The 20,458-nt window shown below is 71.5% G+C and carries 20 protein-coding genes; 10 read left to right on the top strand and 10 right to left on the bottom strand.

All coding sequences use genetic code 11. The features are described 5' to 3' along the window. The first annotated feature begins 4 nt into the window (after positions 1–4). The 3 genes from argG to ACPYN4_RS14425 all read left to right on the top strand — a co-directional run bounded on the left by argG (position 5) and on the right by ACPYN4_RS14425 (position 2,356). Positions 5–1,447 (top strand): argininosuccinate synthase, encoded by a 1,443-nt coding sequence (gene argG, locus ACPYN4_RS14435; RefSeq protein WP_424446750.1) that lies wholly within the window; start codon positions 5–7, stop codon positions 1,445–1,447. A gap of 88 nt (positions 1,448–1,535) precedes the next feature. After that, complete coding sequence (locus tag ACPYN4_RS14430; protein ID WP_239279706.1) at positions 1,536–2,201, top strand: TetR/AcrR family transcriptional regulator; 666 nt, start codon at positions 1,536–1,538, stop codon at positions 2,199–2,201. Further along, positions 2,201–2,356 (top strand): hypothetical protein, encoded by a 156-nt coding sequence (locus ACPYN4_RS14425; protein WP_239279705.1) that lies wholly within the window; start codon positions 2,201–2,203, stop codon positions 2,354–2,356. Before ACPYN4_RS14430 ends, ACPYN4_RS14425 begins: the two co-directional genes overlap by 1 nt. A gap of 97 nt (positions 2,357–2,453) precedes the next feature. On the opposite strand, the gene ACPYN4_RS14420 is transcribed toward ACPYN4_RS14425, so the two are convergent. Both ACPYN4_RS14420 and ACPYN4_RS14415 read right to left on the bottom strand, forming a co-directional pair. Continuing rightward, positions 2,454–2,843, bottom strand: a complete 390-nt coding sequence (locus ACPYN4_RS14420; RefSeq protein WP_281652830.1) for a hypothetical protein — start codon at positions 2,841–2,843, stop codon at positions 2,454–2,456. Then, positions 2,840–3,451: a hypothetical protein gene (locus ACPYN4_RS14415; protein ID WP_076691918.1), complete on the bottom strand. Its 612-nt coding sequence runs from the start codon at positions 3,449–3,451 to the stop codon at positions 2,840–2,842. Before ACPYN4_RS14415 ends, ACPYN4_RS14420 begins: the two co-directional genes overlap by 4 nt. 224 nt (positions 3,452–3,675) lie before the next feature. On the opposite strand from ACPYN4_RS14415, the gene ACPYN4_RS14410 reads away from it, so the two are divergent. The 3 genes from ACPYN4_RS14410 (at position 3,676) to ACPYN4_RS14400 (ending at position 8,436) form a co-directional block, all read left to right on the top strand. Then, positions 3,676–6,321, top strand: coding sequence for a penicillin acylase family protein (locus tag ACPYN4_RS14410; RefSeq protein WP_424446749.1), 2,646 nt, complete (start codon positions 3,676–3,678; stop codon positions 6,319–6,321). A 109-nt stretch (positions 6,322–6,430) separates the two neighbouring features. Next, positions 6,431–7,000 (top strand): SRPBCC family protein, encoded by a 570-nt coding sequence (locus ACPYN4_RS14405; RefSeq protein ID WP_424446748.1) that lies wholly within the window; start codon positions 6,431–6,433, stop codon positions 6,998–7,000. Further along, on the top strand, positions 6,997–8,436 hold the full coding sequence (locus ACPYN4_RS14400; protein WP_424446747.1) for a phytoene desaturase family protein: 1,440 nt from the start codon (positions 6,997–6,999) through the stop codon (positions 8,434–8,436). The genes ACPYN4_RS14405 and ACPYN4_RS14400 overlap by 4 nt, the downstream gene beginning before the upstream one ends. 172 nt (positions 8,437–8,608) lie before the next feature. Here the strand turns inward: ACPYN4_RS14400 and mnhG are convergent, their stop codons facing one another. From mnhG to ACPYN4_RS14365, 7 genes are read right to left on the bottom strand one after another with little or no spacing between them, the layout of a single operon-like run. Further along, positions 8,609–8,965 (bottom strand): monovalent cation/H(+) antiporter subunit G, encoded by a 357-nt coding sequence (gene mnhG, locus ACPYN4_RS14395; RefSeq protein ID WP_424446746.1) that lies wholly within the window; start codon positions 8,963–8,965, stop codon positions 8,609–8,611. Further along, on the bottom strand, positions 8,962–9,228 hold the full coding sequence (locus ACPYN4_RS14390) for a monovalent cation/H+ antiporter complex subunit F (protein WP_076691922.1): 267 nt from the start codon (positions 9,226–9,228) through the stop codon (positions 8,962–8,964). The genes mnhG and ACPYN4_RS14390 overlap by 4 nt, the downstream gene beginning before the upstream one ends. Continuing rightward, positions 9,225–9,800, bottom strand: coding sequence for a Na+/H+ antiporter subunit E (locus tag ACPYN4_RS14385; RefSeq protein ID WP_239279700.1), 576 nt, complete (start codon positions 9,798–9,800; stop codon positions 9,225–9,227). Before ACPYN4_RS14385 ends, ACPYN4_RS14390 begins: the two co-directional genes overlap by 4 nt. After that, positions 9,797–11,362, bottom strand: coding sequence for a Na+/H+ antiporter subunit D (locus ACPYN4_RS14380; RefSeq protein ID WP_424446745.1), 1,566 nt, complete (start codon positions 11,360–11,362; stop codon positions 9,797–9,799). The genes ACPYN4_RS14385 and ACPYN4_RS14380 overlap by 4 nt, the downstream gene beginning before the upstream one ends. Next, a complete protein-coding gene (locus ACPYN4_RS14375; protein WP_424446744.1) occupies positions 11,359–11,913 on the bottom strand; it encodes a Na(+)/H(+) antiporter subunit C in 555 nt (184 codons plus the stop codon). The genes ACPYN4_RS14380 and ACPYN4_RS14375 overlap by 4 nt, the downstream gene beginning before the upstream one ends. After that, complete coding sequence (locus ACPYN4_RS14370; RefSeq protein WP_424446743.1) at positions 11,910–14,849, bottom strand: Na+/H+ antiporter subunit A; 2,940 nt, start codon at positions 14,847–14,849, stop codon at positions 11,910–11,912. Before ACPYN4_RS14370 ends, ACPYN4_RS14375 begins: the two co-directional genes overlap by 4 nt. 50 nt (positions 14,850–14,899) lie before the next feature. Then, positions 14,900–15,955 (bottom strand): LacI family DNA-binding transcriptional regulator, encoded by a 1,056-nt coding sequence (locus tag ACPYN4_RS14365; RefSeq protein ID WP_424446742.1) that lies wholly within the window; start codon positions 15,953–15,955, stop codon positions 14,900–14,902. 57 nt (positions 15,956–16,012) lie between these two features. Here ACPYN4_RS14365 and ACPYN4_RS14360 point away from each other — a divergent pair, with 57 nt between their 5' ends. The 3 genes from ACPYN4_RS14360 to ACPYN4_RS14350 all read left to right on the top strand — a co-directional run bounded on the left by ACPYN4_RS14360 (position 16,013) and on the right by ACPYN4_RS14350 (position 18,942). After that, entirely contained in the window at positions 16,013–17,236 is a 1,224-nt protein-coding gene (locus ACPYN4_RS14360) for an MFS transporter (protein ID WP_424446741.1), read from the top strand. 229 nt (positions 17,237–17,465) lie between these two features. Then, the gene (gene nucS, locus ACPYN4_RS14355; RefSeq protein WP_076691929.1) at positions 17,466–18,161 is read left to right on the top strand and encodes an endonuclease NucS; all 696 of its coding nucleotides are present in this window, start codon (positions 17,466–17,468) and stop codon (positions 18,159–18,161) included. Between the two features lie 88 nt (positions 18,162–18,249). Further along, positions 18,250–18,942 carry an HAD hydrolase-like protein gene (locus ACPYN4_RS14350; protein ID WP_287270299.1) on the top strand — a complete coding sequence of 231 codons (693 nt, stop codon included), beginning with the start codon at positions 18,250–18,252 and terminating at the stop codon, positions 18,940–18,942. 94 nt (positions 18,943–19,036) lie between these two features. Here ACPYN4_RS14350 and ACPYN4_RS14345 read toward each other — a convergent pair whose 3' ends face one another. Then, positions 19,037–19,243, bottom strand: coding sequence for a cold-shock protein (locus ACPYN4_RS14345; protein WP_076691931.1), 207 nt, complete (start codon positions 19,241–19,243; stop codon positions 19,037–19,039). 346 nt (positions 19,244–19,589) lie between these two features. Here ACPYN4_RS14345 and ACPYN4_RS14340 point away from each other — a divergent pair, with 346 nt between their 5' ends. Beyond that, positions 19,590–20,231, top strand: a complete 642-nt coding sequence (locus tag ACPYN4_RS14340; RefSeq protein ID WP_287270302.1) for a GntR family transcriptional regulator — start codon at positions 19,590–19,592, stop codon at positions 20,229–20,231. Positions 20,232–20,458 lie beyond the last annotated feature (227 nt).

Here is a 20,458-nt window from a genome sequence, read left to right as displayed (position 1 = left end):
TCCCATGTCGAAGGTCCTCCAGTCCCTGCCCGTCGGCGAGCGCGTCGGCATCGCCTTCTCCGGGGGCCTCGATACCTCCGTCGCCGTCGCGTGGATGCGCGACAAGGGCGCGATCCCCTGCACGTACACGGGTGACCTCGGCCAGCCCGACGAGACCGACATCGCCGCCATCCCGGGCCGCGCACTCGAGTACGGCGCCGAGGTCGCGCGCCTCGTCGACTGCAAGACGGCCCTCGTCGAAGAGGGCTTCGTCGCCCTGCAGTGCGGCGCCTTCCACATCCGCTCCGGCGGCAAGACCTACTTCAATACGACGCCGCTCGGCCGCGCCGTCACCGGCACCCTCCTCGTGCGCGCCATGAAGGAGGACGGCGTCGACATCTGGGGCGACGGCTCGACCTACAAGGGCAACGACATCGAGCGGTTCTACCGCTACGGCCTGCTCGCGAACCCCGCCCTGCGCATCTACAAGCCGTGGCTCGACGCCGACTTCGTCACCGAGCTCGGCGGGCGCCAGGAGATGAGCGAATGGCTCGTGGCGCACGGCTTCCCCTACCGCGACTCCGCCGAGAAGGCGTACTCGACCGACGCGAACATCTGGGGCGCGACGCACGAGGCGAAGACCCTCGAGCACCTCGACGTGTCGCTCGAGACCGTCGACCCGATCATGGGCGTGAAGTACTGGGACCCGTCCGTCGAGATCGCCACCGAGGACGTCACCGTCGCGTTCGAGGGCGGGCGCCCCGTGGCTCTCAACGGCGTCACGTTCGACGACCCCGTCGAGCTCGTCTTCGAGGCCAACCGCATCGGCGGACGCCACGGACTCGGCATGAGCGACCAGATCGAGAACCGCATCATCGAGGCGAAGTCGCGCGGCATCTACGAGGCGCCCGGCATGGCGCTGCTGTTCATCGCCTACGAGCGCCTCGTCAACGGCATCCTCAACGAGGACACCCTCGCGACCTACCACGAGCAGGGTCGGCGCCTGGGCCGGCTCATGTACGAGGGCCGCTGGCTCGAGCCGCAGTCGCTCATGCTGCGCGAGTCGATCCAGAAGTGGGTCGGGTCGACGATCACTGGCACCGTCACGCTGCGCCTGCGTCGCGGGGACGACTGGACGATCCTCGACACCACCGCCCCGCACCTCTCCTACGCACCCGAGAAGCTCTCGATGGAGCGCGTCGGCGACGCCGCCTTCGGCCCCACCGACCGCATCGGCCAGCTCACGATGCGCAACCTCGACATCGCCGACTCGCGCTCGCGCCTCGAGCAGTACGCCGGCATGGGCCTCATCGGCGGCGCCACCGGCGAGCTCGTCGGCCGCGTCACGGCCGGCGAATCCGGCGAGATCACCGAGTCGGCGCAGCAGCCGGATGCCGAGACCGAAGCCCTCGCCGAGGCGGTCGAGGCGGCATCCGAGTCGGCGATGTACGACTTCGGCGCCGACTGACCCGGACCCGGTCGTCGAGCGAGCGCACCGAGACGGAACGGCTCGGCCAAAACTTGCACAAGCGTGTGCAGGTTTATACACTGAACGAGTGACGTCCACCGTTCCCACCCGCCGTCCCCGGAAGGATGCCGCCGCCAACCGCGCCGGCATCCTCCGCGCCGCCGCGACCACCCTCGCGACCGACCCCAGCGCGTCGATCGACCAGATCGCCCGCGCCGCGGGCCTGTCGCGTCGAGCCCTGTACGGCCACTTCGACGACCGTCAGGCCCTGCTGGCCGAACTCATCTCCTCGGGCGCGCAGCGCTTCAATGCGATCGCCTCCGCCCTCGACGAGCCCTCGCCGCCGCTCGCCCTCGCGCGCCTCACCGCGGCACTGTGGGCCGAGGCCGCGCACGTCCAGGTCGCCGCGGCCCTCGCCCTGGACGAGGCGCACGTCGAGCAGACCGGCGCCGCCCTCGCGCCGCTGCGCCGCACGGTCGCGGCGATCGTGCGCGCCGGGCAGGAGGACGCGTCGCTGCGCACCGACATCGCCGCCCCCACGCTCGGACGCCTCATCGAAGAGGCCGCGCGCCTCGCGATCACCCGCTTCGACGCCTCCTCGCCCGCCGCGGCCTCGCTCGCGGTACGCACCGTGCTGAGCGTCGCGGGCCTGTCGTGGCGCGAGAGCGAGGCGCTGCTCGCGGGGTACCCCGCTCTCCTCGACGCCGCGGAGACCACGGCGAGCCCGTCCACCACGGAGAGCGAGGCCGAGTGATGCGCGTGGACCTCACCGGCGTCGCCAAGGGCCGCCGCGACGAAGCCCTGCCGGCGACCGCCCTCACCTACCGTTCCGGGCGTGCCACGCTCGGCGTCACGCGCATGACGCACCGGCGCACCCTGCGCGATCTGCAGCCGAGCCTCATCGGCTGAGCGCGACGGCTACGCGGGCGGGAAGCGTCGGCTACGCCGGCGGGAAGCGTCGGCTACGCCGGCGGGAAGCGTCGGCTACGCCGGCGGAGAGCGTCGGCTATGCCGGCGGAGCGAAGACCTTCGCGGCGGCGGCGATCTCGTCGTCCGTCGGGGTGCGCGCCTCGTAGCCCTGCGCCCGGACGTGGGCGAGGAACTCCGGGTCGGGGGCGACGCCGTAGGTCTGCACGTAATAGGTGACCGGCCCCGTCCAGACGTACTCGCCGTCGGTGCGGATCGTCAGCGGCACCACCCGGGCGTCGTCGGCCAGGACGTCCACGCCACGCGCCGTGGTGTGCATGACAACGGCCCCGCCCTCGAGGTACGCGCCGACCTTGGCGGCTTCCTCGGGGCTCAACCGCTCCTCGTTCAGCGGCGGACGCTCACCCTCTGCGGTGGCGACCCACCCGGGCTGGAAGACGGATGCCTGCTTGACCATGCGATTGCTCACTCCTTCGGCGAGAAGGTGACCCAGGTGCCGTTCGGCGGAATGACCGGAGCACCGGTCACCGGGTCGATGTCGGTGACGAACGGCGCGCCGCCCTTCTGCGACCATACCGGCTTCGTCGGTGCGGTCACGTCGACCTTCAGGATGGTCGACAGCTGCTGTGCGAAGCCGTCGGGCCGCGCGCCGGTGTCGCACGAGAACAGGCGGATGGGGGTCTCGCCGTCCCAGTCGGTGCGCTTCTTGATCATGTCGGCGAAGTCCGCGGCATCCAGCATCGATCCGGTCGGGCCCTGCACCTGCGTCGGCGAGCCGTGCAGGTCGAGCGTGTACTCGCCCGGGTAGTTCGGCACATCGCCCGACGCCACACGATCCTTCTCGGGCAGGAAGTGCCAGCCCGCGTCGGTCTTCTCACCGCGGCGGAGCTTGAGGTTCTTCAACCAGCCGCGCGAGACCGCGTCGTCGTAGGTGTCCTGGTCGCGCACGGCCTTCACGACGTCGTCGAGGTGATCGTCGAGGTTGTCCGCGACCTGGTGGAGCCTGCGCTGCGCGTGCCCCATGCCGTGCACCACCGCTTCGCGCAGCTCCCGGAACACCGGTTTGATCGCCGACATCCGACCCCCTTCCCCGCCGCGCCCGATGCGCTCTCCCGACACGATAGCGCCGGTGCGGGCCGTGGTCCCATGGGGAGAACTGCCCATCGGTGCACGCGCGCCGTCGGTCCGCCGGGTTAGCATGCGATGACGGATCCGCCGACTGGGGGCGTGGATCCGTCCGCGGCACCCGAGCCGTGCGTGCCGCACCGAAGCCGCCGCCCCCGGAAGGCACTCTGACGACGATGTCCGATCTCCCCGCACTCACCGGTTCCCACGCCACGCATGCCGAGCCGGATGCCGGTGCACCGGCATCCGACGCCCCACCCCGTCCCGCGCGTCGCTCGCTGGGACGGCGCATCGGGATCATCGCGTTCTCGGTCGTGGCGGGACTCACCGTCATCGCCCTGATCGCCGCGGGCGTCGTGGTGTGGACGATCCAGCGCTCGTTCCCCCAGCTGGACGGCACCGTCGCGGTCGCGGGGCTCGACGCCGAGGTCACCGTCCACCGCGACGCGCTCGGCATCCCGACCATCGTCGCCGGTGACAGCCACGACCTCTTCTACGCACAGGGCTACGTGCACGCGCAGGATCGCTTCTGGGAGATGGACTTCCGCCGCCACGTGACGAGCGGCCGCCTGTCGGAGCTGTTCGGCGCCTCGCAACTGCCGACCGATACGTTCCTGCGCACGCTCGGCTGGCGCCACGTCGCCGAGGAGGAGGTGGCGGCGCTCGACGACACCACCCGGGGGTACTACGAGGCGTACGCCGACGGCGTCAACGCCTACCTCGCCGACCACGACGGCGCCGACGTCTCGCTGGAATATGCCATCCTCGGCATGCAGAACTCGTCGTACGAGATCGAGCCGTGGACGCCCGCCGATTCGGTCGCCTGGCTGAAGGCGATGGCGTGGGATCTCCGCGGCAACGTCGAGGAGGAGACCGAGCGCGCGATCCTCGCCCAGACCCTCTCGCCCGAGCAGATCGCCGAGCTCTACCCCGGCTACCCGTACGACACCAACCCCGTGATCGTGCCCGAGATCACCACCGACGCTCCCGCGCCGGCGCCGGGCGATGACCCGGCCGCGGTGCCCGCGGCATCCGTCGCCTGGAAAGAGGTGGGCTCGGTCGTCGAAGCGGCCTCAGCCCTTCTGGGCGGGGTCGGCGAGGGGATCGGCTCGAACTCGTGGGTCGTCTCGGGCGCGCTCACCGAGAGCGGTCTGCCGCTGCTGAGCAACGACCCGCACCTGGGGGCGGCGCTGCCGAGCGTGTGGCATCAGGTCGGGCTGCGCTGCCGGACGGTGAGCGAGGACTGCCCGTTCGACGTCGCCGGATTCGGGTTCTCGGGCGTGCCGGGCGTGGTGATCGGGCACAACGCGCAGATCGCGTGGGGGTTCACGAACCTCACCGCCGACGTCACCGACCTCTACCTCGAGAAGATCGACGGCGACGCGTACTGGCGCGACGGCGCGCTCATGCCGCTCGAGACCCGCACCGAGACGCTCCGGGTCGCCGGGGGCGAGGACGTCACCCTCGAGGTGCGCTCCACCGTGCACGGGCCGATCGTGTCGGGGCTCACCGACGGGTTCACCGCCGTCGCGTCCGGTCCGTACACCGGGTCGACGGGTGCCGCGACGCCCGCCCCGGCGGGGCCGGCCGGCGAGTACGCCGTCGCGCTGCGCTGGACGGCGCTCGATCCCGGCACGACGGCGAGCGCGATCTTCGCGCTGAACACGGCACAGGACTTCGCGCAGTTCCGCCACGCCGCGACGCTGTTCGACGTGCCGGCGCAGAACCTCGTCTACGCCGACCGCGACGGCAACATCGGCTACCAGGCGCCGGGACGCCTCCCCCTCCGCGGCGCCGGCGACGGGACCATGCCGCAGCCCGGGTGGGATTCGGCGTACGACTGGACCGGGTTCATCCCGTTCGACGACCTGCCGGTGTCCTACAACCCGGCATCCGGGTACATCGTCACCGCGAACAACCCGCTGGTGGCGCAGGACTACCCGTACTTCCTCGGCTCCGACTTCGACTACGGCTGGCGCGCGGCGCGCATCACCGACCTCCTCGAGCGGGCGATCGCGGGCGGAAAGCTCACCGCCGACGACATGAGCGCGGTCCAGGCCGACCAGGAGTTCTGGATCGGCAAGCGCCTCGTCGCCGCCTACGCCGACATCACCCTCGAGGATGCCGACGCCCAGCGCGCCCTGGACCTGCTCGACAGCTGGGACGCGCAGAACACGCCCGACTCTCCGGGCGCCGCGTTCGCCAACGTGCTCTGGGACGAACTCGCGCAGGACCTGTTCGCCCGCCGGGACGACCCGGCGCCGCTGTCGGATCAGGCGCGGCTGTTCCTCGTCGTCGACACGCTGCTCGACGAACCGGGGTCGCCCTGGTGGACCAACGACCGCCTCGACGTGTCAGGGCAGTCCGAGATGCTCCAGCGCGCCGCGACCGACGCCTACGCGCGGCTCGTCGCGCTGCAGGGCGACAACCCCGACGCGTGGAACTGGGGCGACCTGCACGCCATCACGCTGACCAGCGACACGTTCGGATCGAGCGGCATCGCGCCGATCGAGTGGCTGTTCAACCGCGGCCCGTTCCCGGTCGGCGGCGGATCCGCCGTCGTCGACGCGACGGGCTGGTACCTCGGCGACGGGTCCTTCGCGACCCAGACGGTGCCCTCGATGCGGATGACGGTCGACCTCTCCGACCTCGACGCCTCGCGCTGGAACCATCTGACCGGCACGAGCGGCCACGCCTTCCACCCTAACTACGACGACCAGTTCGCCGATTGGCAGCAGCAGCGCCAGACGCCGTGGCTGTTCACGCGGGAGAAGGTCGCGGATGCCGCGACGAACACGCTCGTGCTGACCCCGGCATCCTGAGTCGCGCTGTCGTCCTCGGCGGCACGAGTCGCGCCGGGCCGGCGAGCGCAACCCCCCTGTCCTCATCGGCACGCTCGCCTAGCATCGGGAGGGACGGCGAAGGAGACCCATGGCCACCGCGAGCGTCCGACTGTTCGACTGCACTCCCGACGATGTGTTCGCCGTGCTCGGCGACGGGTGGGTGTATCCGGTGTGGGTCGTGGGCGCGTCGCGCATGCGCGACGTCGACCCGGAGTGGCCCGCGGAAGGTGCGCGCATCCACCATTCGCTCGGGGCGTGGCCGATCCTCATCGACGACGAGACCGAGATGGTGGAGTGGTCTCCGCCGCGCCGCATCCGTCTGCGCGCGAAGGCCGGTCCGCTCGGCCGGGCGGTCGTCGTGATCGAGGTGAAGCCGCGCGGTGAGGGCTGCGTCGTGCGCATCGGCGAGGAGCCCGTCGGCGGCCCGGCGGGTCTGCTGCCCCGATTCGTCTGGGCGCCGCTGCTGCACCTGCGCAACGAGGAGACCATCCGCCGGCTCGCCTTCCTCAGCGAGGGGCGACGACGCGAGCGCGAAGCGGGCGAGAAGACGGCGCGGCCGGCCGTCCCCCAGCCGGACGAAGGCACTGCCGCGCCGGATGCCGCCACCGACGCGGCCGCGGCGACCGACGCCGCGGCGGCCGCCGCAGGAGGGGCATGACCGACGTCGAGATCGTCGGGTCGGGGCCGAACGGGCTCGCGGCCGCGGTGACGCTTGCCCGTGCGGGTCTGTCGGTGCGCGTGTACGAGCGGCTGTCGCAGCTCGGCGGCGGCGCCAGCACGCGGGAGGAGGCCGCCCTCGGCTTCCGGTTCGACACGTGCTCGGCGGTGCATCCGCTCGCGCTGGCGTCGCCGTTCTTCCGCGCATTCGGGCTTGCGCGCCGGGTCGAGTTCGTGACGCCGGAGGTCTCCTTCGCGCACCCGCTGCCCGGCGGCGCTTCCGGCATCGCCTACCGCGACCTCGCGCGCACCGCCGAGGAGCTCGGCCGCGACGGCGCCGCCTACCGGCGCCTGCTCGGCCCGCTGTCGGCGCACGCTCGAGAGGTCGCCCGCTTCACCGGGTCGACGCTGCTGCGGGTGCCCCCGCATCCGATCGTCGCCGCCCGCTTCGGCCTCCGCGCCCTGTGGCAGGGGTCGCCGCTGTGGGGGGCCGGGTTCACCGGCGCGACGGCGCCCGCGATGATCACCGGCGTCGCCGCGCACGCGATCGTGCCGCAGCCCAGTCCCGTCGCCGCCGCCGCCGGCCTCGCCCTGCAGGCGCACGCCCACGCGGCCGGGTGGCCCATCCCGCTGGGCGGCTCGCAGGCCATCTCCGACGCCCTCGCCGATGACCTGCGCGCCCACGGCGGCGAGATCGTCACCGACCACGAGGTCGCCTCCCTCGACGAGCTGACCGCCCGCGCCGTCGTGCTCGACGTCACGCCCCGCGCCCTCGTCCGTCTCGCCGGGGGGCGGATGCCGGCGCGCTATCGCCGGGCGCTGGAGCGGTTCCGCTACGGCAGCGGCGCCGCGACCGTCCACTTCGCGCTGTCCGCGCCCGTCCCGTGGGCAGACGAGCGGATCGCCCGCGCCGGCACGGTCCACATCGGCGGCACCCGGGAGGAGATCGCCGCCGGCGAGAACGCCGTGCTGGCGGGGCGACACGCGGCATCCGCCTACGTGCTCGTCTCGCAGCCGTCGGTGTTCGATCCGTCGCGGGCGCCCGATGGCTCTCACGCCCTGTGGACCTACACGCACGTGCCCACCGGCTCCACCGTCGACCAGACCGAGGCGATCACGCGGGCGATCGAGCGGGTGGCGCCGGGCTTCCGCGACGTCGTCATCGCCTCGCACAGCGCGACCGCCGCTGACCTCGCCGCCCACAACCCCAACTACGTCGGCGGCGACATCGGGGCGGGTGCCGCGACCATCGGACAGCTGCTCGCGCGGCCGGTGCTGAGCACCGACCCGTGGCGCACCCCGATGCGCGGCGTCTACCTGTGCGGGGCGTCGACGGTGCCCGGCCCGGGCGTGCACGGCCAGTCCGGATGGTTCGCCGCGCGCAGCGCCCTGCAGCACGAGTTCGGCATCCGCCACACGCCCTCGCTCGCGCCCTGACGGTTCAGCCGCCGGCGCGCACCTTCGCCCCCCGCGCCCGCCCGCCCCATCTGCCGAGCCCTTATCCCCGGGACGAACCCTCACGCCCGGGCGCGCAGGGAGGTGAGGGTTCGGCCCAGGGGTAAGGGTTCGGCCCAGGGGTGACCGACAGGCGCGCTCGCGCCCTGACCCGTCAGCCGCCGGCGGCGGGTGGCGTGCGTCCGGCGTCGGCGAGCTCGTCCACGTACAGCGAGCGCTCGTCGATCGTGCCGTTGCGGTAGGCCTGGCGAGCGACCATGTGCGCCGACAGCGGCGCGGTGGCGAGCTGGATCATGACGATCGGCACGAGGAAGGCGATGACCGGCCACGCCCGCAGCGCGAGCGCGATCGCGATGCAGATGAGGATGAGGCCGAGCACCTGGGGCTTCGTGGCCGCGTGCAGGCGCGTCGGCACGTCGTGGAAGCGCAGCAGGCCGATCGCCGCGGTCAGACACAGCAGGGCGCCGATCAGCACCAGCACGAGCGCGACGGTGTCGAGGATCTCGTTCATCGGGTGGAGTCCCTCCGTGCGACGAAGCGGGCGATCGCGATCGAGCCGAACACGCCCACCGCGGCGATGATGAGCAGCACCGACAGGGTCCGGGTGTGGTGGTGGATCACCATGTCGGCGCCGAGCGCGCACATGACGAGGGTGAGCAGCACGTCCGAGGCGACGGCACGGTCGAGGATCGACGGTCCCACGATGATCCGCCAGAGCGTGAGCAGCGCCGCGATCGCGAACACGACATAGATGACGACGACGAGCACGGTCATCGGCCCGCACCTCCTCTCGGCGCCGGCGTGCGGCGGATCGCGTCGAGCTGCGCCCGCGAGCCGACGGCCCGCACGATGCGCTCCTCCCAGCGCTGCACCGACGCGCGCTGCGCCTCGACGTCGCGATCGCTCGAGACGCCGATGACGTGCAGGTACAGGATGCGGCGGTCACGATCGACGTCGACGATGAGCGAACCCGGAATGAGGGATGCCGTGACCCCGACGTGCGCCATGATGAGGTCGTCGTCGGTGCGCAGCGGCACGGCGATGATCGCGGTGCCGGGGTAGCGCGCGAGGTTGATCGTCTGCCACGCGACCAGCAGCGATCCGCGCAGCACCGCGAAGAAGAACATCACGACGAACGCGGCGCCGTACCAGAGGTTCACCCGACCCGACAGTTCCACGGGCGGCAGACGGAACACACGCGTCACGAACAGCGCCACGACGAGTCCGGTGACGGCGGCGAGCACCGTGAACTGTCCCCACAGCAGCATCCAGAGCGCGATCAGCCACAGGAAGAACGGCAGTTGGCGCCACACCGCCACCGCCGCAGCCTTCGCCGTCGGGCTCACTGTCCCGCCTCCTGTTCCAGCTGCACGAGGGTCACGGGCGTCAGCAGCGCATCGCCGATGCTGGTGCACAGCTGGTACAGCGGGCCCGCGAAGACGGTCAGCGCGACGGCGACCGCCACCATGCCCGCGGTCGCCGCGGTCATGATGCGCGGGATGACCCGGCGGCTGCTCTGCTCGTCGGCGGCGGGTGCGTCGCCCAGGTACTCGATGCGCTCGACGACGGCCGGATCGTCGGCCTGGTCGTCGTCCTCGCGCCAGAACGCCAGGTTCCAGGCGCGCATGAGCGTGTACAGGGTGAGCAGCGACGTGATGATCCCGCCGATGATGAGGATGTACATCAGCGGCGTGCCCACCTCGGCCGCCGCGTCGAACAGCGCGAACTTGCCGATGAAGCCGGAGAACGGCGGCAGGCCGCCGAGGTTCACGGCGGGCAGGAAGTAGAGCACCGCGATGACGGGCGCCGCACGCATGAGGCCCTTCACCTTGAGGATCGACGTGGAGCCGGCCCGGCGCTCGATGAGGCCCACCGCGAGGAACAGCGTCGTCTGCACGATGATGTGGTGGACCATGTAGTAGATGGTCGCGCCGAGGGCGAGGGGCGTCGCGATCGCAAGGCCGAACACGAGATAGCCGACGTGGCTGACGAGCGTGAACGACAGGATGCGCTTGAGCTCGGCCTGGGCGAGGGCACCGAGCACGCCGACGATCATGGTGGCCAGGGCGACGACCAGCAGCAGCGTGTTGACGTCGTTGTCGCGGAAGATCTGCGTCTCAGTGCGGATCATCGCGTACACGCCGACCTTGGTCAGCAGGCCCGCGAACACCGCCGTGACCGGAGCCGGCGCGGTCGGGTACGAGTCGGGCAGCCAGAACGACAGCGGGAAGACGGCCGCCTTGATCGAGAAGGCCAAGAGCAGCATGAGGTGCAGCACCAGCTGGGTGGACTGCGGGAGCTCGCCCATGCGCTCGGACAGCTGCGCGATGTTCACCGTTCCCAGGGCACCGTAGATCGCGGCGATCGCGGCGAGGAACAGGATCGACGAGACGAGCGAGACGACGATGTAGACGACGCCGGCGCGGATGCGGGATTCCGTCGACCCCAGCGTGATCAGCACGTACGAGGCCACCAGGAGGATCTCGAACCCGACGTAGAGGTTGAACAGGTCGCCCGCGATGAAGGCGTTGAAGATGCCCGCCGCGAGGATCAGATACGACGGGTGGAAGATCGTCACCGGGGTGTCGTCGTCACCGTCGGCGGCACCCTGGCCGACCGAGAACAAGAGGACCGCGAGCAGCACGACGCTCGAGACGACGACGAGGAGCGCCGCGAGCCGGTCGACGTACAGCACGATCCCGAACGGGATCGGCCAGCCGCCGACCGAGACGGCGAGCGCCTGCCCGGTCGAATCCACCGTGTACAGCAGCACCGCGGCGATCACGAGCACGAGGGTGAGCGTCACGAGCGAGACGCCGACCTGCACGCGGCGGGCGCGCCCGAAGAACAGCGCGACGGCCGCGCCGAGCAGGGGCAGGGTCACGAGCAGCGGGATCAGGGCGCTCATCGCGGCATCCCCCCTTCACCCTCGTCACCGGACGACGGTCGGGGCCGGTCGGTGGGCGCATCGTCGCGGATGCCGTCGACATCGCGGTGGTGCAGGATCGTGATCGGGGCGGTGCCGGTGCCGATGAAGTCGGTCGTGGCGTCGTCGTCCTCGTCTTCGATGGACGTCTCGTCGTCCATCTGGTCCTCTTCCTCGGTTCCGCGGTCGCGCACGGCGATGTCCTCTTCGTCGTCGTGGACGGTGTCGGCCTGGCCGAGCTGCCATGAGCGGTAGATAAGGGCGAGGAGGAAGGCCGAGACGGCGAACGTGATGACGATCGCGGTGAGGGTGAGCGCCTGCGGCAGCGGGTCGCTCATGGCGTCGGGATCCGCAGAGCCCGAGAAGGGCGCCTCACCGGGGCGGCCCATGACGACGAGCAGGAAGAGGTTGGTGGCGTTGCCCAGCAGCAGGAAGCCGATGAGCACGCGGGTGAGGCTGCGCTCGAGCATCGCGTAGACGCCGGCGGCGAATAGCACGCCCATGATGATGATCAGCACGCCCGAGACGGTCACGAGACGCTCACCCCCCGGTCGCGGAGGGCCTGCGCCTGGCGGTCGACCTCGCCGCCGAGCGAGCGCAGTACGTCGAGCACGAGCCCGATGACAACGAGGTACACGCCGATGTCGAAGAGCGTGGAGGTGACGAACTCGACGTGGCCGAGGACCGGCAGCTCGGCCTCCCAGAACCAGCTCGTCAGGGGCGCGGCGCCGAACAGCAGCGGCACGACGGCGGTCCCGACAGCGAGGGTCATGCCGGCGCCGAGGAGGCGCCCGGCATCCGTCGGCGCGGCCGCACCGAGCTCGTAGCGGCCCCCGGCGACGTAGCGCATGACGAGCGCCATGCCGGCGACGAGTCCGCCCGCGAAACCGCCGCCGGGCAGGTTGTGGCCCGCGAAGAGCAGGTAGATCGACACCACGATGATCGTGTGGAAGAGGATGCGGACGATCACCTCGAGCATGATCGAGCGGTTCTCGGGGCGCACGCGCTGCCCGCCGACGAGCCAGGCCTGCCGGGTGCTGCGCGAGTCGGCGGTGCGCGGCCGCGGGCCCTGGTCGGTCTCCACGAGGGGCCGCCGCGTGCGGGTCGCGCCGGTGGGGAGCGGGGAGATCGCGCGCGAGATGAGGTCGGAGCGATGCGTCACGAACACGAGCGAGGCGACGCCGGTGGCTGCGAGGACGAGCACCGACAGCTCGCCCATGGTGTCCCAGCCGCGCAGGTCGACGAGCGCCACGTTGACGACGTTTTTGCCGTGGCCGATCTCGTAGGCGAGCTCGGGGAACCGGTCGGAGATGGGCTCGGCGACGCGCGCGCCGGTCGCGACCATCGCGACCATCGCCATGGTCGCGCCGACGGCGACGGCCAGCACGGCGCGTGCCGCCGGCCACACCGGCGCGTTGTGCTCGCCCAGGCGCGCGGGAATGCGCCGCAGCACGAGGGCGAACGCGACGAGGGTGACCGTCTCGACGAGGATCTGCGTGAGCGCGAGGTCGGGCGCACCGCTCGTGGCGAACAGCACCACCATGCCGAGGCCGGTGACCGAGACGAGCACGACGCCGGTGTAGCGCTTGCGGGCGCGCACGGCGACGATGCCCGCGACGATCATGATGGGCGCGACCATCAACTGCATCGGCGTCTGCCACGCGTCCAGCGCGATCCGCCACTCGTCGCCGGCGAGGAGCGCCGTGCCCTGGGCGGCCACGAACACGACGAAGATCGTGCCGACGTACACCGGCAGCGAGCCGCGCTGCGTGAAGGTCGTCGTCCACACCGCGACGCGGGCGATGCCGCGCAGGGTCGCGTTGTAGACGTCGGCGGCCGTGAACGGCAGGATGCGGCGCGGCACGCGGCGGGCACGGTAGGTGAGCCAGAACAGGACGACACCGACGAGGATGCTGCCGAGCGAGAGGAACAGGGCCGGCTCGAGGCCGTGCCAGAGCGCCAGGTGGTATGGATGGGACTCGTCGCCGAACGGGTTCGGCAGCGTGTCGGCGTAGCCGGAGAACGCGACGTCGAGCAGCGGCGCGGCGAAGCCGGCGACCACCGTGAGGCCCGACAGGACGATGGGGGCCGCGAGGAAGCCGATCGGCGGGTCCGGCCACGGCGTCACGGGCCGCGTCTGGCCGGCGTCGTCGCGCTTTGTCCAGAACGCGCCCCAGATGAAGCGCATGCCGTAGGCGGTCGTGAGCACCGAGCCGAGCACGATGCCGATGAGCGGGATGAGCGCCTCCGGCGACGACCCGGCATCCAGCAGCGAGGTCAGCGCGGCCTCTTTCGCGACGAAGCCGACGGTGGGGGCGAGCCCGACCATCGAGGCGACGGCCACGATCGAGAACGCCGCCAGGGTCGGCGCCTGGCGCCCCACCCCCGACAGCTCGCCGATGTCGCGGGTGGACAGCTGCCGGTCGATCACGCCGACGACGAGGAACAGCGCCGACTTGAACAGGGCGTGCCCGATGAGCAGCGCGAGTCCGGCGAGGGCGGAGTTGCGCTCACCGTAGCCGAGCACGACGGTCAGCATGCCGAGCTGGCTCACGGTGCCGAAGGCGAGGATGCGCTTGAGGTCCGATTCGCGCATGGCCTGCAGGCCGCCCAGCAGCATCGTGAAAAGGCCGAGGCTGATGACGATCGGCCGCCACGGATCGCTGTCGGCGAAGGCCGGCGCGAGCCGCGCGATGAGGTAGATGCCGGCCTTGACCATCGCCGCGGCGTGCAGGTACGCGCTCACCGGAGTGGGCGCGGCCATGGCACCGGGCAGCCAGAAGTGGAAGGGGAAGATCGCCGACTTGCTGAGCGCGCCCACCAGCAGCAGCACGATCGCGACGTTGAGCAGCCCCTCGCCGCCCGGCTGCAGGCTCGCGGCGCCGGAGATGATCGCGTCGAGGCTGTTGGTGCCGTAGAGCACCGAGAGCATGACGGCGCCGACGAACATGACGAGCCCGCCGAGGGTCGTCACCAGCAGCGCCTGCAGGGCGGCACGACGGCTCGCTCCGCGCGCGTGGTAGAAGCCGATGAGGAGGTACGACAGGATGCTGGTGATCTCCCAGAACATCACCAGCACGATGACGTCGTCGGTGAGGACGAGGCCGTACATCGCCCCGGCGAAGCCGAGGAGCACCGCGCTGAAGAGCCCTACGCCCGGCTTGACCCCGCCGTCGAAGTACCACCGGCAGTAGACCAGGACGAGCGCGCCGACGCCGGTGACGATGAGCGTCATGACCCAGCCGAGCGTGTCCATGCGCATCGACAGGTCGATGCCGAGCTGCGGGATCCAGGCGAACGACTCCTCGGGGGCGTCGCCCGCGATCACCGCTCCGGTCTGCGTCAGCGCGTGACCGAAGGCGGCGACCGGCAGCAGCGCGGCGACGAGGAATGCGCGGGGTCCGATGCGGGCGTACAACCACGGCAACGCCAGCGGCAGAACCGCGAACGCAGCCAGGAGCACGAGCAAACGGGCCTCCTGACAGGTCGCGGGGGTCGGGTTCCCAGTCTACCGGGCGCTCAGGGTGCCATCGGCGGGGCGGTCGTATTCCCGGGCCGGAATGTCGAGGTGAGCAGGACGGATGCCGGGACCCGCCCCTCCAGCATCGCGGCGACGGCGGCGCCCGCCGCGCGGCCCTTGTCGGTCGCCGGCTGGAACAGCGTCGTGAGCTCGTACGGCGCCAGGCCGTCGACCGGAATGCCGTCGAACCCGGTCACGCTGACGTCCTGGGGCACGCGCAGCCCGGCCTCCTCCGCCGCCCGGATGACGCCGGTGGCCAGCAGGTCGCTCTGTGCGATGACGGCGGTGGGTCGTGACTGCGGATCGGCGAAGAGCACGCGTCCGGCGGCGAAGCCGTCGTCGATGGAGCTGTGCGCGCTCGCGAACGCGGGGGCGTCGGGGAAGACGTCGCGCGCGCCGCGGAGGCGGTCGCGTGTCACGTCGATCGTGATGTCGGCATCCGGCGCGATCCACCCGCGGGTTCCGGCGGCGTCCTGCCACAGGGTGACGATCGCGACGCGGGTGTGCCCGAGGTCCCTCAGGTGCTCGGCGGCTCGGCGCTGAGCCTCGGGGTTGTCCAGGGCGATGCGGGGGACGTCGTCCCCGGCATCCCCTTCGACGACGACGATCGGGATGCCGCGGGCCTGCACGTCGGGGAGCGTCTCGCGCAGCGACCGGTCGCAGCCGATGAGGACGGCCGCGTCGATGGACGCGGTGGTCAGCGTGGGGGCGTTCTCGCTGTCGATGCCCGCGTCGCGGCGCAGCAGCAGCAGCCCCGCACCGAGCGGCGCCACGGCCTCGGCGAGCCCGTCCATCAGCAGGCGCTGCACCGGATCGAGGAACATGAAGTTCAGCGACGATCCCACCACGACGGCGACGATGCCGCTGCGTCCGCGCCGGAGTGACGCCGCGCGGGGGTCGGGTCCGGTGTACCCGAGGGATGCCGCGGCGTCGAGCACCCGCTGGCGGGTCGGGTCGGAGACCGGCGTCTTGCCGCTGAAGACGACCGACGCCGTCGACGGCGAGACGCCCGCGACGCGGGCGACATCGGCGATCGTGGCGCGACGATTCGTCATGACCCGATGGTAACCCGCGGGTATCCGGTCGTCGAATCGATTCGGTAGACTCACCCGGTGAATAGCACGCTGACTCGAACCCGACTCGTCCACTGGCGCACGGCGATCTTCACGCTGTTCCTGCTGTGTGGACTCGTGTTCGCGTCGTGGGCCTCGCGCCTGCCGGCGGTGAAGCAGAACCTCGGGATCGACGATTTCGAGGTCGGCATCCTGCTGTTCGCGATGGGGTCGGGTTCTCTCGCCGGCGTCATGCTCGCCAACGTGATCGTCGCGCGCTGGGGAGCCCGGCGCGGCCTGTCGGTCACGCTCGTCGGCGTCGCGGCCGGGCTGCTCATCGCCGCGCTGGGTGTGGACGCGCTGGGCTCCTATCCCATCGCGGCGGCAGGCCTCGCGCTCATGGGGCTGTGCTTCGGCTCGACCGACGTCATGATCAACGTCGAGGCCGCCGCCGTCGAGCAGGCCTTCGCGCGCACGCTCATGCCGCTGTTCCATGCGTTCTTCAGCCTCGGGACGGTCGCCGGTGCCGGCATCGGCGTCGCGATGGCGGCGCTGCAGGTCGGCGTCTCGTGGCACCTCGGCGTGACCGCCGCCATCGGGCTGGTCGTCAGCATCGTCTCGCTGCGCTTCATCCCCGCGCAGGCGGCGGCCGACGACGACGTCGCCGAGACGCCCTCCCGCCGCGAGCGGCTCGCCGCGGCGCTGGAGGTGTGGCGCGACCCGCGCACCTACGCGATCGGCGCGATCATCCTCGGCATGGCCTTCGCCGAGGGCAGCGCCAACGACTGGCTGACGATCGCGGTGGTCGACGGTCACCGCGAGACCGAGGCCACCGGCGCGATCGCGCTGACCGTCTTCTCGGTCTCGATGACGGTGTTCCGGATGATCGGCGGCCCCATCGTCGACCGCATCGGGCGCGTGTGGACGCTGCGCATCCTCTCGATCGCCGCCGGCGCCGGCCTCATCGTCTTCATCCTCGCGCCGAACCTGCCGGTCGCGTTCGTCGGCATCGCGCTGTGGGGCGCGGGCGCCTCGCTCGGCTTCCCGCTCGGCATGTCGGCGGCCGCGGACGATCCGAGCAAGGCCGCGGCATCCGTCTCGGCGGCGGCGACCATCGGCTACGTCGCGTTCCTGTGCGGCCCGCCCGTGCTCGGCTGGATCAGCCATCAGATCGGCATCCTGAACACCCTCTGGATCATCGTCGCGCTGATCGCGATGAGCGGCATCGCCTCCGGTGCCGCCAAGCCCATCGCCGGCTCCCGCGTCGGCGCCGGCCACCACTGATCCGCAGCACCCTGCGTCACCGAGCGCCCCAGGTCACCGAGCGCCCCAGGTCACCGAGCGCGCCCTTTCTCGCCGAGTGCGCCCCTTGTCGCACGCCGATACCCGGCCCGCTCGGCGGGAACGGGCGCAGTCGGCGGAGACACGGCGCGGACCGAGCGCGGCCGGGCGTGGACCGGGGCGTGGACCGGGCGCGGGACCGAGGGTCGGGCGCGCCGCGTACACTCGTCGGGTGCGTCTTGTCATCGCCCGCTGCTCCGTGGATTACACCGGCCGACTCAACGCGCATCTGCCGCTCGCGACGCGCCTGCTCGTGCACAAGGGCGACGGGTCGCTGCTCGTCCACTCCGACGGCGGGTCGTACAAGCCGCTGAACTGGATGAGCCCGCCGTGCACGTTGACGGTCGAAGAGCCGGATGCCGAGTCGCGCTCGGCTGGCGTGCTCGAGCACTGGCGGGTCACCCACGCGAAGACCGGCGATGCGCTGCTCGTGCGCATCTACGAGGTGCTGCACGACTCGGCACACGAGCTCGGCATCGATCCGGGGCTGCAGAAGGACGGCGTCGAGGCCGACCTGCAGCGCCTGCTCGCGGAGCAGGTCGACGTCATCGGCGACGGGCTCACGCTCGTGCGACGCGAGTTCCCGACGGCGATCGGTCCGGTCGACCTGCTGCTGCGCAATCCCGCCGGCGGCACGATCGCCGTCGAGGTCAAGCGCCGCGGCGACATCGACGGTGTCGAGCAGCTGACCCGCTATCTCGAGCTGCTGGGGCGCGATCCGCACCTCGCGCCGGTGACTGGGGTGTTCGCCGCGCAGGAGATCAAGCCGCAGGCGAAAGTGCTCGCCGCCGACCGCGGCATCCGGTGCGTGACGCTGGACTACGAGGGCATGAAGGGCGACGAGTCCGGCGCCCCGCGCCTGTTCTGACCCTCGCCGCCGCGGCGGACGACGCCCCGGCGCCGCGGCCCACGACGGCGCGGCGGCCGCGCCCACGACCGGGCAATAGGCTGGAGCGATGGCCTCGAGATCACCCTGGACCTGCGTGCTGTGGGACGTGGACGGCACCATCGTGGACGCCTCCGAGGGGATCCTGCGGCGCTTGACGGTGGCCCTGGATCACTTCGGCAAGCCCGCGCCGACGCGCGCCGAGCTCGTCCACTGGATCGGCCCGCCGATGTTCGAGTCGTTCCAGAAGAACGTCGGCATGACGCCGGAGGAGTCCGCCGAGGCGGTGGCGTACTACCGGACGATCGGCAAGGCCGACGGTTACACGACGGGCGCGCGACTGTACCCCGGCGTCGGCGAGCTCATCGCAGACCTGGATGCCGCGGGCATCGCCCAGGCGACGGCCAGCTCGAAGCCCGAGGTGCAGGTCGTCGCGCTGATGGACCACTTCGACCTCGCGCCGCATCTTCAGGCGATGGCGGGGGCGACGCCGGATGAGAAGACGCTCGCGTCGAAGGCCGACATCGTGGCCGAGGCGCTGCGGCGACTGGCGGCGGCGGGCTGTGACATCAGCCGACCTGTGCTCATCGGCGACCGTCACCACGATGTGGAGGGCGGCGCCGCACAGGGCGTGCCGGTGATCTTCGTGCGCTGGGGGTTCAGCTGGCCGCACGAGGCGGACGGCGCGGCGGCATCCGTCGAGACGATCGACGAGCTGCGCGCACTCCTGCTGATCGACGACGACGCGGCCGACCGGGTCTGACCCGGCCGCCGCGCCACGACGAAGAGCCGCGCAAGCGCGGCTGGGGTGTGAGAGAAACGGCCCGCGCCGGTGAACCGGGCGGGCCGTCAGAAACTCACAGGGGGCGGATGTTCTCCGCCTGGAGGCCCTTGGGGCCCTGTGCGATCTCGAACTCGACGCGCTGGTTCTCCTCGAGGGAGCGGTAGCCGCTCGAATCGATCGCGGAGTAGTGAGCGAAGACGTCTGCGCCGCCCTCATCGGGAGCGATGAACCCGAAGCCCTTCTCCGAGTTGAACCACTTGACGGTGCCCTGCGTTGCCATGAACTGCCTTACGTACGTGCGATGACGACGCAACTGCGCCGACGGGTCCCACGCTAATGGGGGATGCCCCCTCGCGCGCTACCCGATGTCAGATGGTGACACAAACGTTGCACGACGCTCCGGTGAACCATTCGACGCCCGGGCTCGCGCGATGCGCGTCGCCCGGGCGTCGACGGATCCCCCCGGATAGGCCACGCGAAGCGTGACTGAGCACACTGTACCGATATATCAGAACCGCCGGCAGGGGGCGGCATCCGAGAAAACGCCCAGAATCGTCGGCGCGGAACGCCGTCTCATCATCGACGGATCCCGGTTCCATAGGAGCGCGACATACACTGAGCGCGCCATGTCCGCGCCCCTCGCCCCGATCGACCTCCGCAGCGGCACCATCCTCGGCGACGAGGTCTACGCCCGCATCGGCGCCGCCATCCTCGACGGCACGCTCAGCCCGGGACAGCGCCTGCGCGACGTCGACCTCGCCGCGCAGCTCGGGGTCTCCCGCACGCCGGTGCGCGAGGCACTGCAGCGCCTGGAGCGGTTCGGACTGGTGGAGATCGCCGTCGGTCGGTACACGCGGGTGTCGGCGCCCGACGAGCGGGTGCGCGACGAGACCGGCGTGTTCACGGCGTACTTCATGGGCAACGCGCTGCGGCTCGCCCTGCAGCACGCCGACGACGCGCAACTGGCCGAGATCCTCCAGCGGGCGGATGCCGTGGTCGACAGCGCTCTGCGCCAGGACGGCCTCGCGCTGTTCGAGAACTCCACGAACATGTTCATCACCATCACGCGGGCCAGCGGAAACTCGGTGTTCATCGGCTTCATCCGCGAGGCGTCGCTCGCGATCCAGCGGAACCTCCGCGGTTGGACGCCGTTCGTCGCGGGCCCGCTGTCGCGCGCCGACGCGTACCTGCGGCTGCGCGACCAGATCGCCGCGCGCGACGCCGACGGCGCCGAGCTCACGCTGCGCCAGCTGCACGGCGTCGCCTGAGCGCCGCCGCGCCATTGCCGGGCCGCGACGCGGCTGGTTCGATGAGGGAATGGCCACCCACGCTGTCGTGAACCAGGCACCGCCGCGCATCGACGTCGACGAGTACGCGACGAACACCGCCCTCCTCGAGGGCGTCGAACGCTACGACGCGGGGGTGCCCCTATGTCTTCTGTCAAGCGGCGAGGACCGGTTCGGTGATGCGCGACTGGTAGAGGGTGCCGTCGCGG

Origin of the sequence: Microbacterium sp. CH-015, from assembly GCF_049707015.1 — a bacterium.
GTDB lineage: Bacteria > Actinomycetota > Actinomycetes > Actinomycetales > Microbacteriaceae > Microbacterium > Microbacterium aurum.
Note: the sequence above shows the minus strand (reverse complement) of the source record. Positions and strands in the feature narration are given on the sequence as shown.

Excerpts from the sequence above, each read along its gene's own strand:
- ACPYN4_RS14415 (WP_076691918.1), bottom strand. The coding sequence starts at position 3,451 with ATGTCGGCGATCAAACCGGTGTTCCGGGAGCTGCGCGAAGCGGTGGTG.
- argG (WP_424446750.1), top strand. The coding sequence starts at position 5 with ATGTCGAAGGTCCTCCAGTCCCTGCCCGTCGGCGAGCGCGTCGGCATC.
- ACPYN4_RS14390 (WP_076691922.1), bottom strand. The coding sequence starts at position 9,228 with ATGACCGTGCTCGTCGTCGTCATCTATGTCGTGTTCGCGATCGCGGCG.
- ACPYN4_RS14405 (WP_424446748.1), top strand. The coding sequence starts at position 6,431 with ATGGCCACCGCGAGCGTCCGACTGTTCGACTGCACTCCCGACGATGTG.
- ACPYN4_RS14380 (WP_424446745.1), bottom strand. The coding sequence starts at position 11,362 with ATGAGCGCCCTGATCCCGCTGCTCGTGACCCTGCCCCTGCTCGGCGCG.
- ACPYN4_RS14400 (WP_424446747.1), top strand. The coding sequence starts at position 6,997 with ATGACCGACGTCGAGATCGTCGGGTCGGGGCCGAACGGGCTCGCGGCC.
- ACPYN4_RS14410 (WP_424446749.1), top strand. The coding sequence starts at position 3,676 with ATGTCCGATCTCCCCGCACTCACCGGTTCCCACGCCACGCATGCCGAG.
- ACPYN4_RS14425 (WP_239279705.1), top strand. The coding sequence starts at position 2,201 with ATGCGCGTGGACCTCACCGGCGTCGCCAAGGGCCGCCGCGACGAAGCC.
- ACPYN4_RS14350 (WP_287270299.1), top strand. The coding sequence starts at position 18,250 with ATGGCCTCGAGATCACCCTGGACCTGCGTGCTGTGGGACGTGGACGGC.
- ACPYN4_RS14345 (WP_076691931.1), bottom strand. The coding sequence starts at position 19,243 with ATGGCAACGCAGGGCACCGTCAAGTGGTTCAACTCGGAGAAGGGCTTC.
- ACPYN4_RS14340 (WP_287270302.1), top strand. The coding sequence starts at position 19,590 with ATGTCCGCGCCCCTCGCCCCGATCGACCTCCGCAGCGGCACCATCCTC.
- mnhG (WP_424446746.1), bottom strand. The coding sequence starts at position 8,965 with ATGAACGAGATCCTCGACACCGTCGCGCTCGTGCTGGTGCTGATCGGC.
- ACPYN4_RS14365 (WP_424446742.1), bottom strand. The coding sequence starts at position 15,955 with ATGACGAATCGTCGCGCCACGATCGCCGATGTCGCCCGCGTCGCGGGC.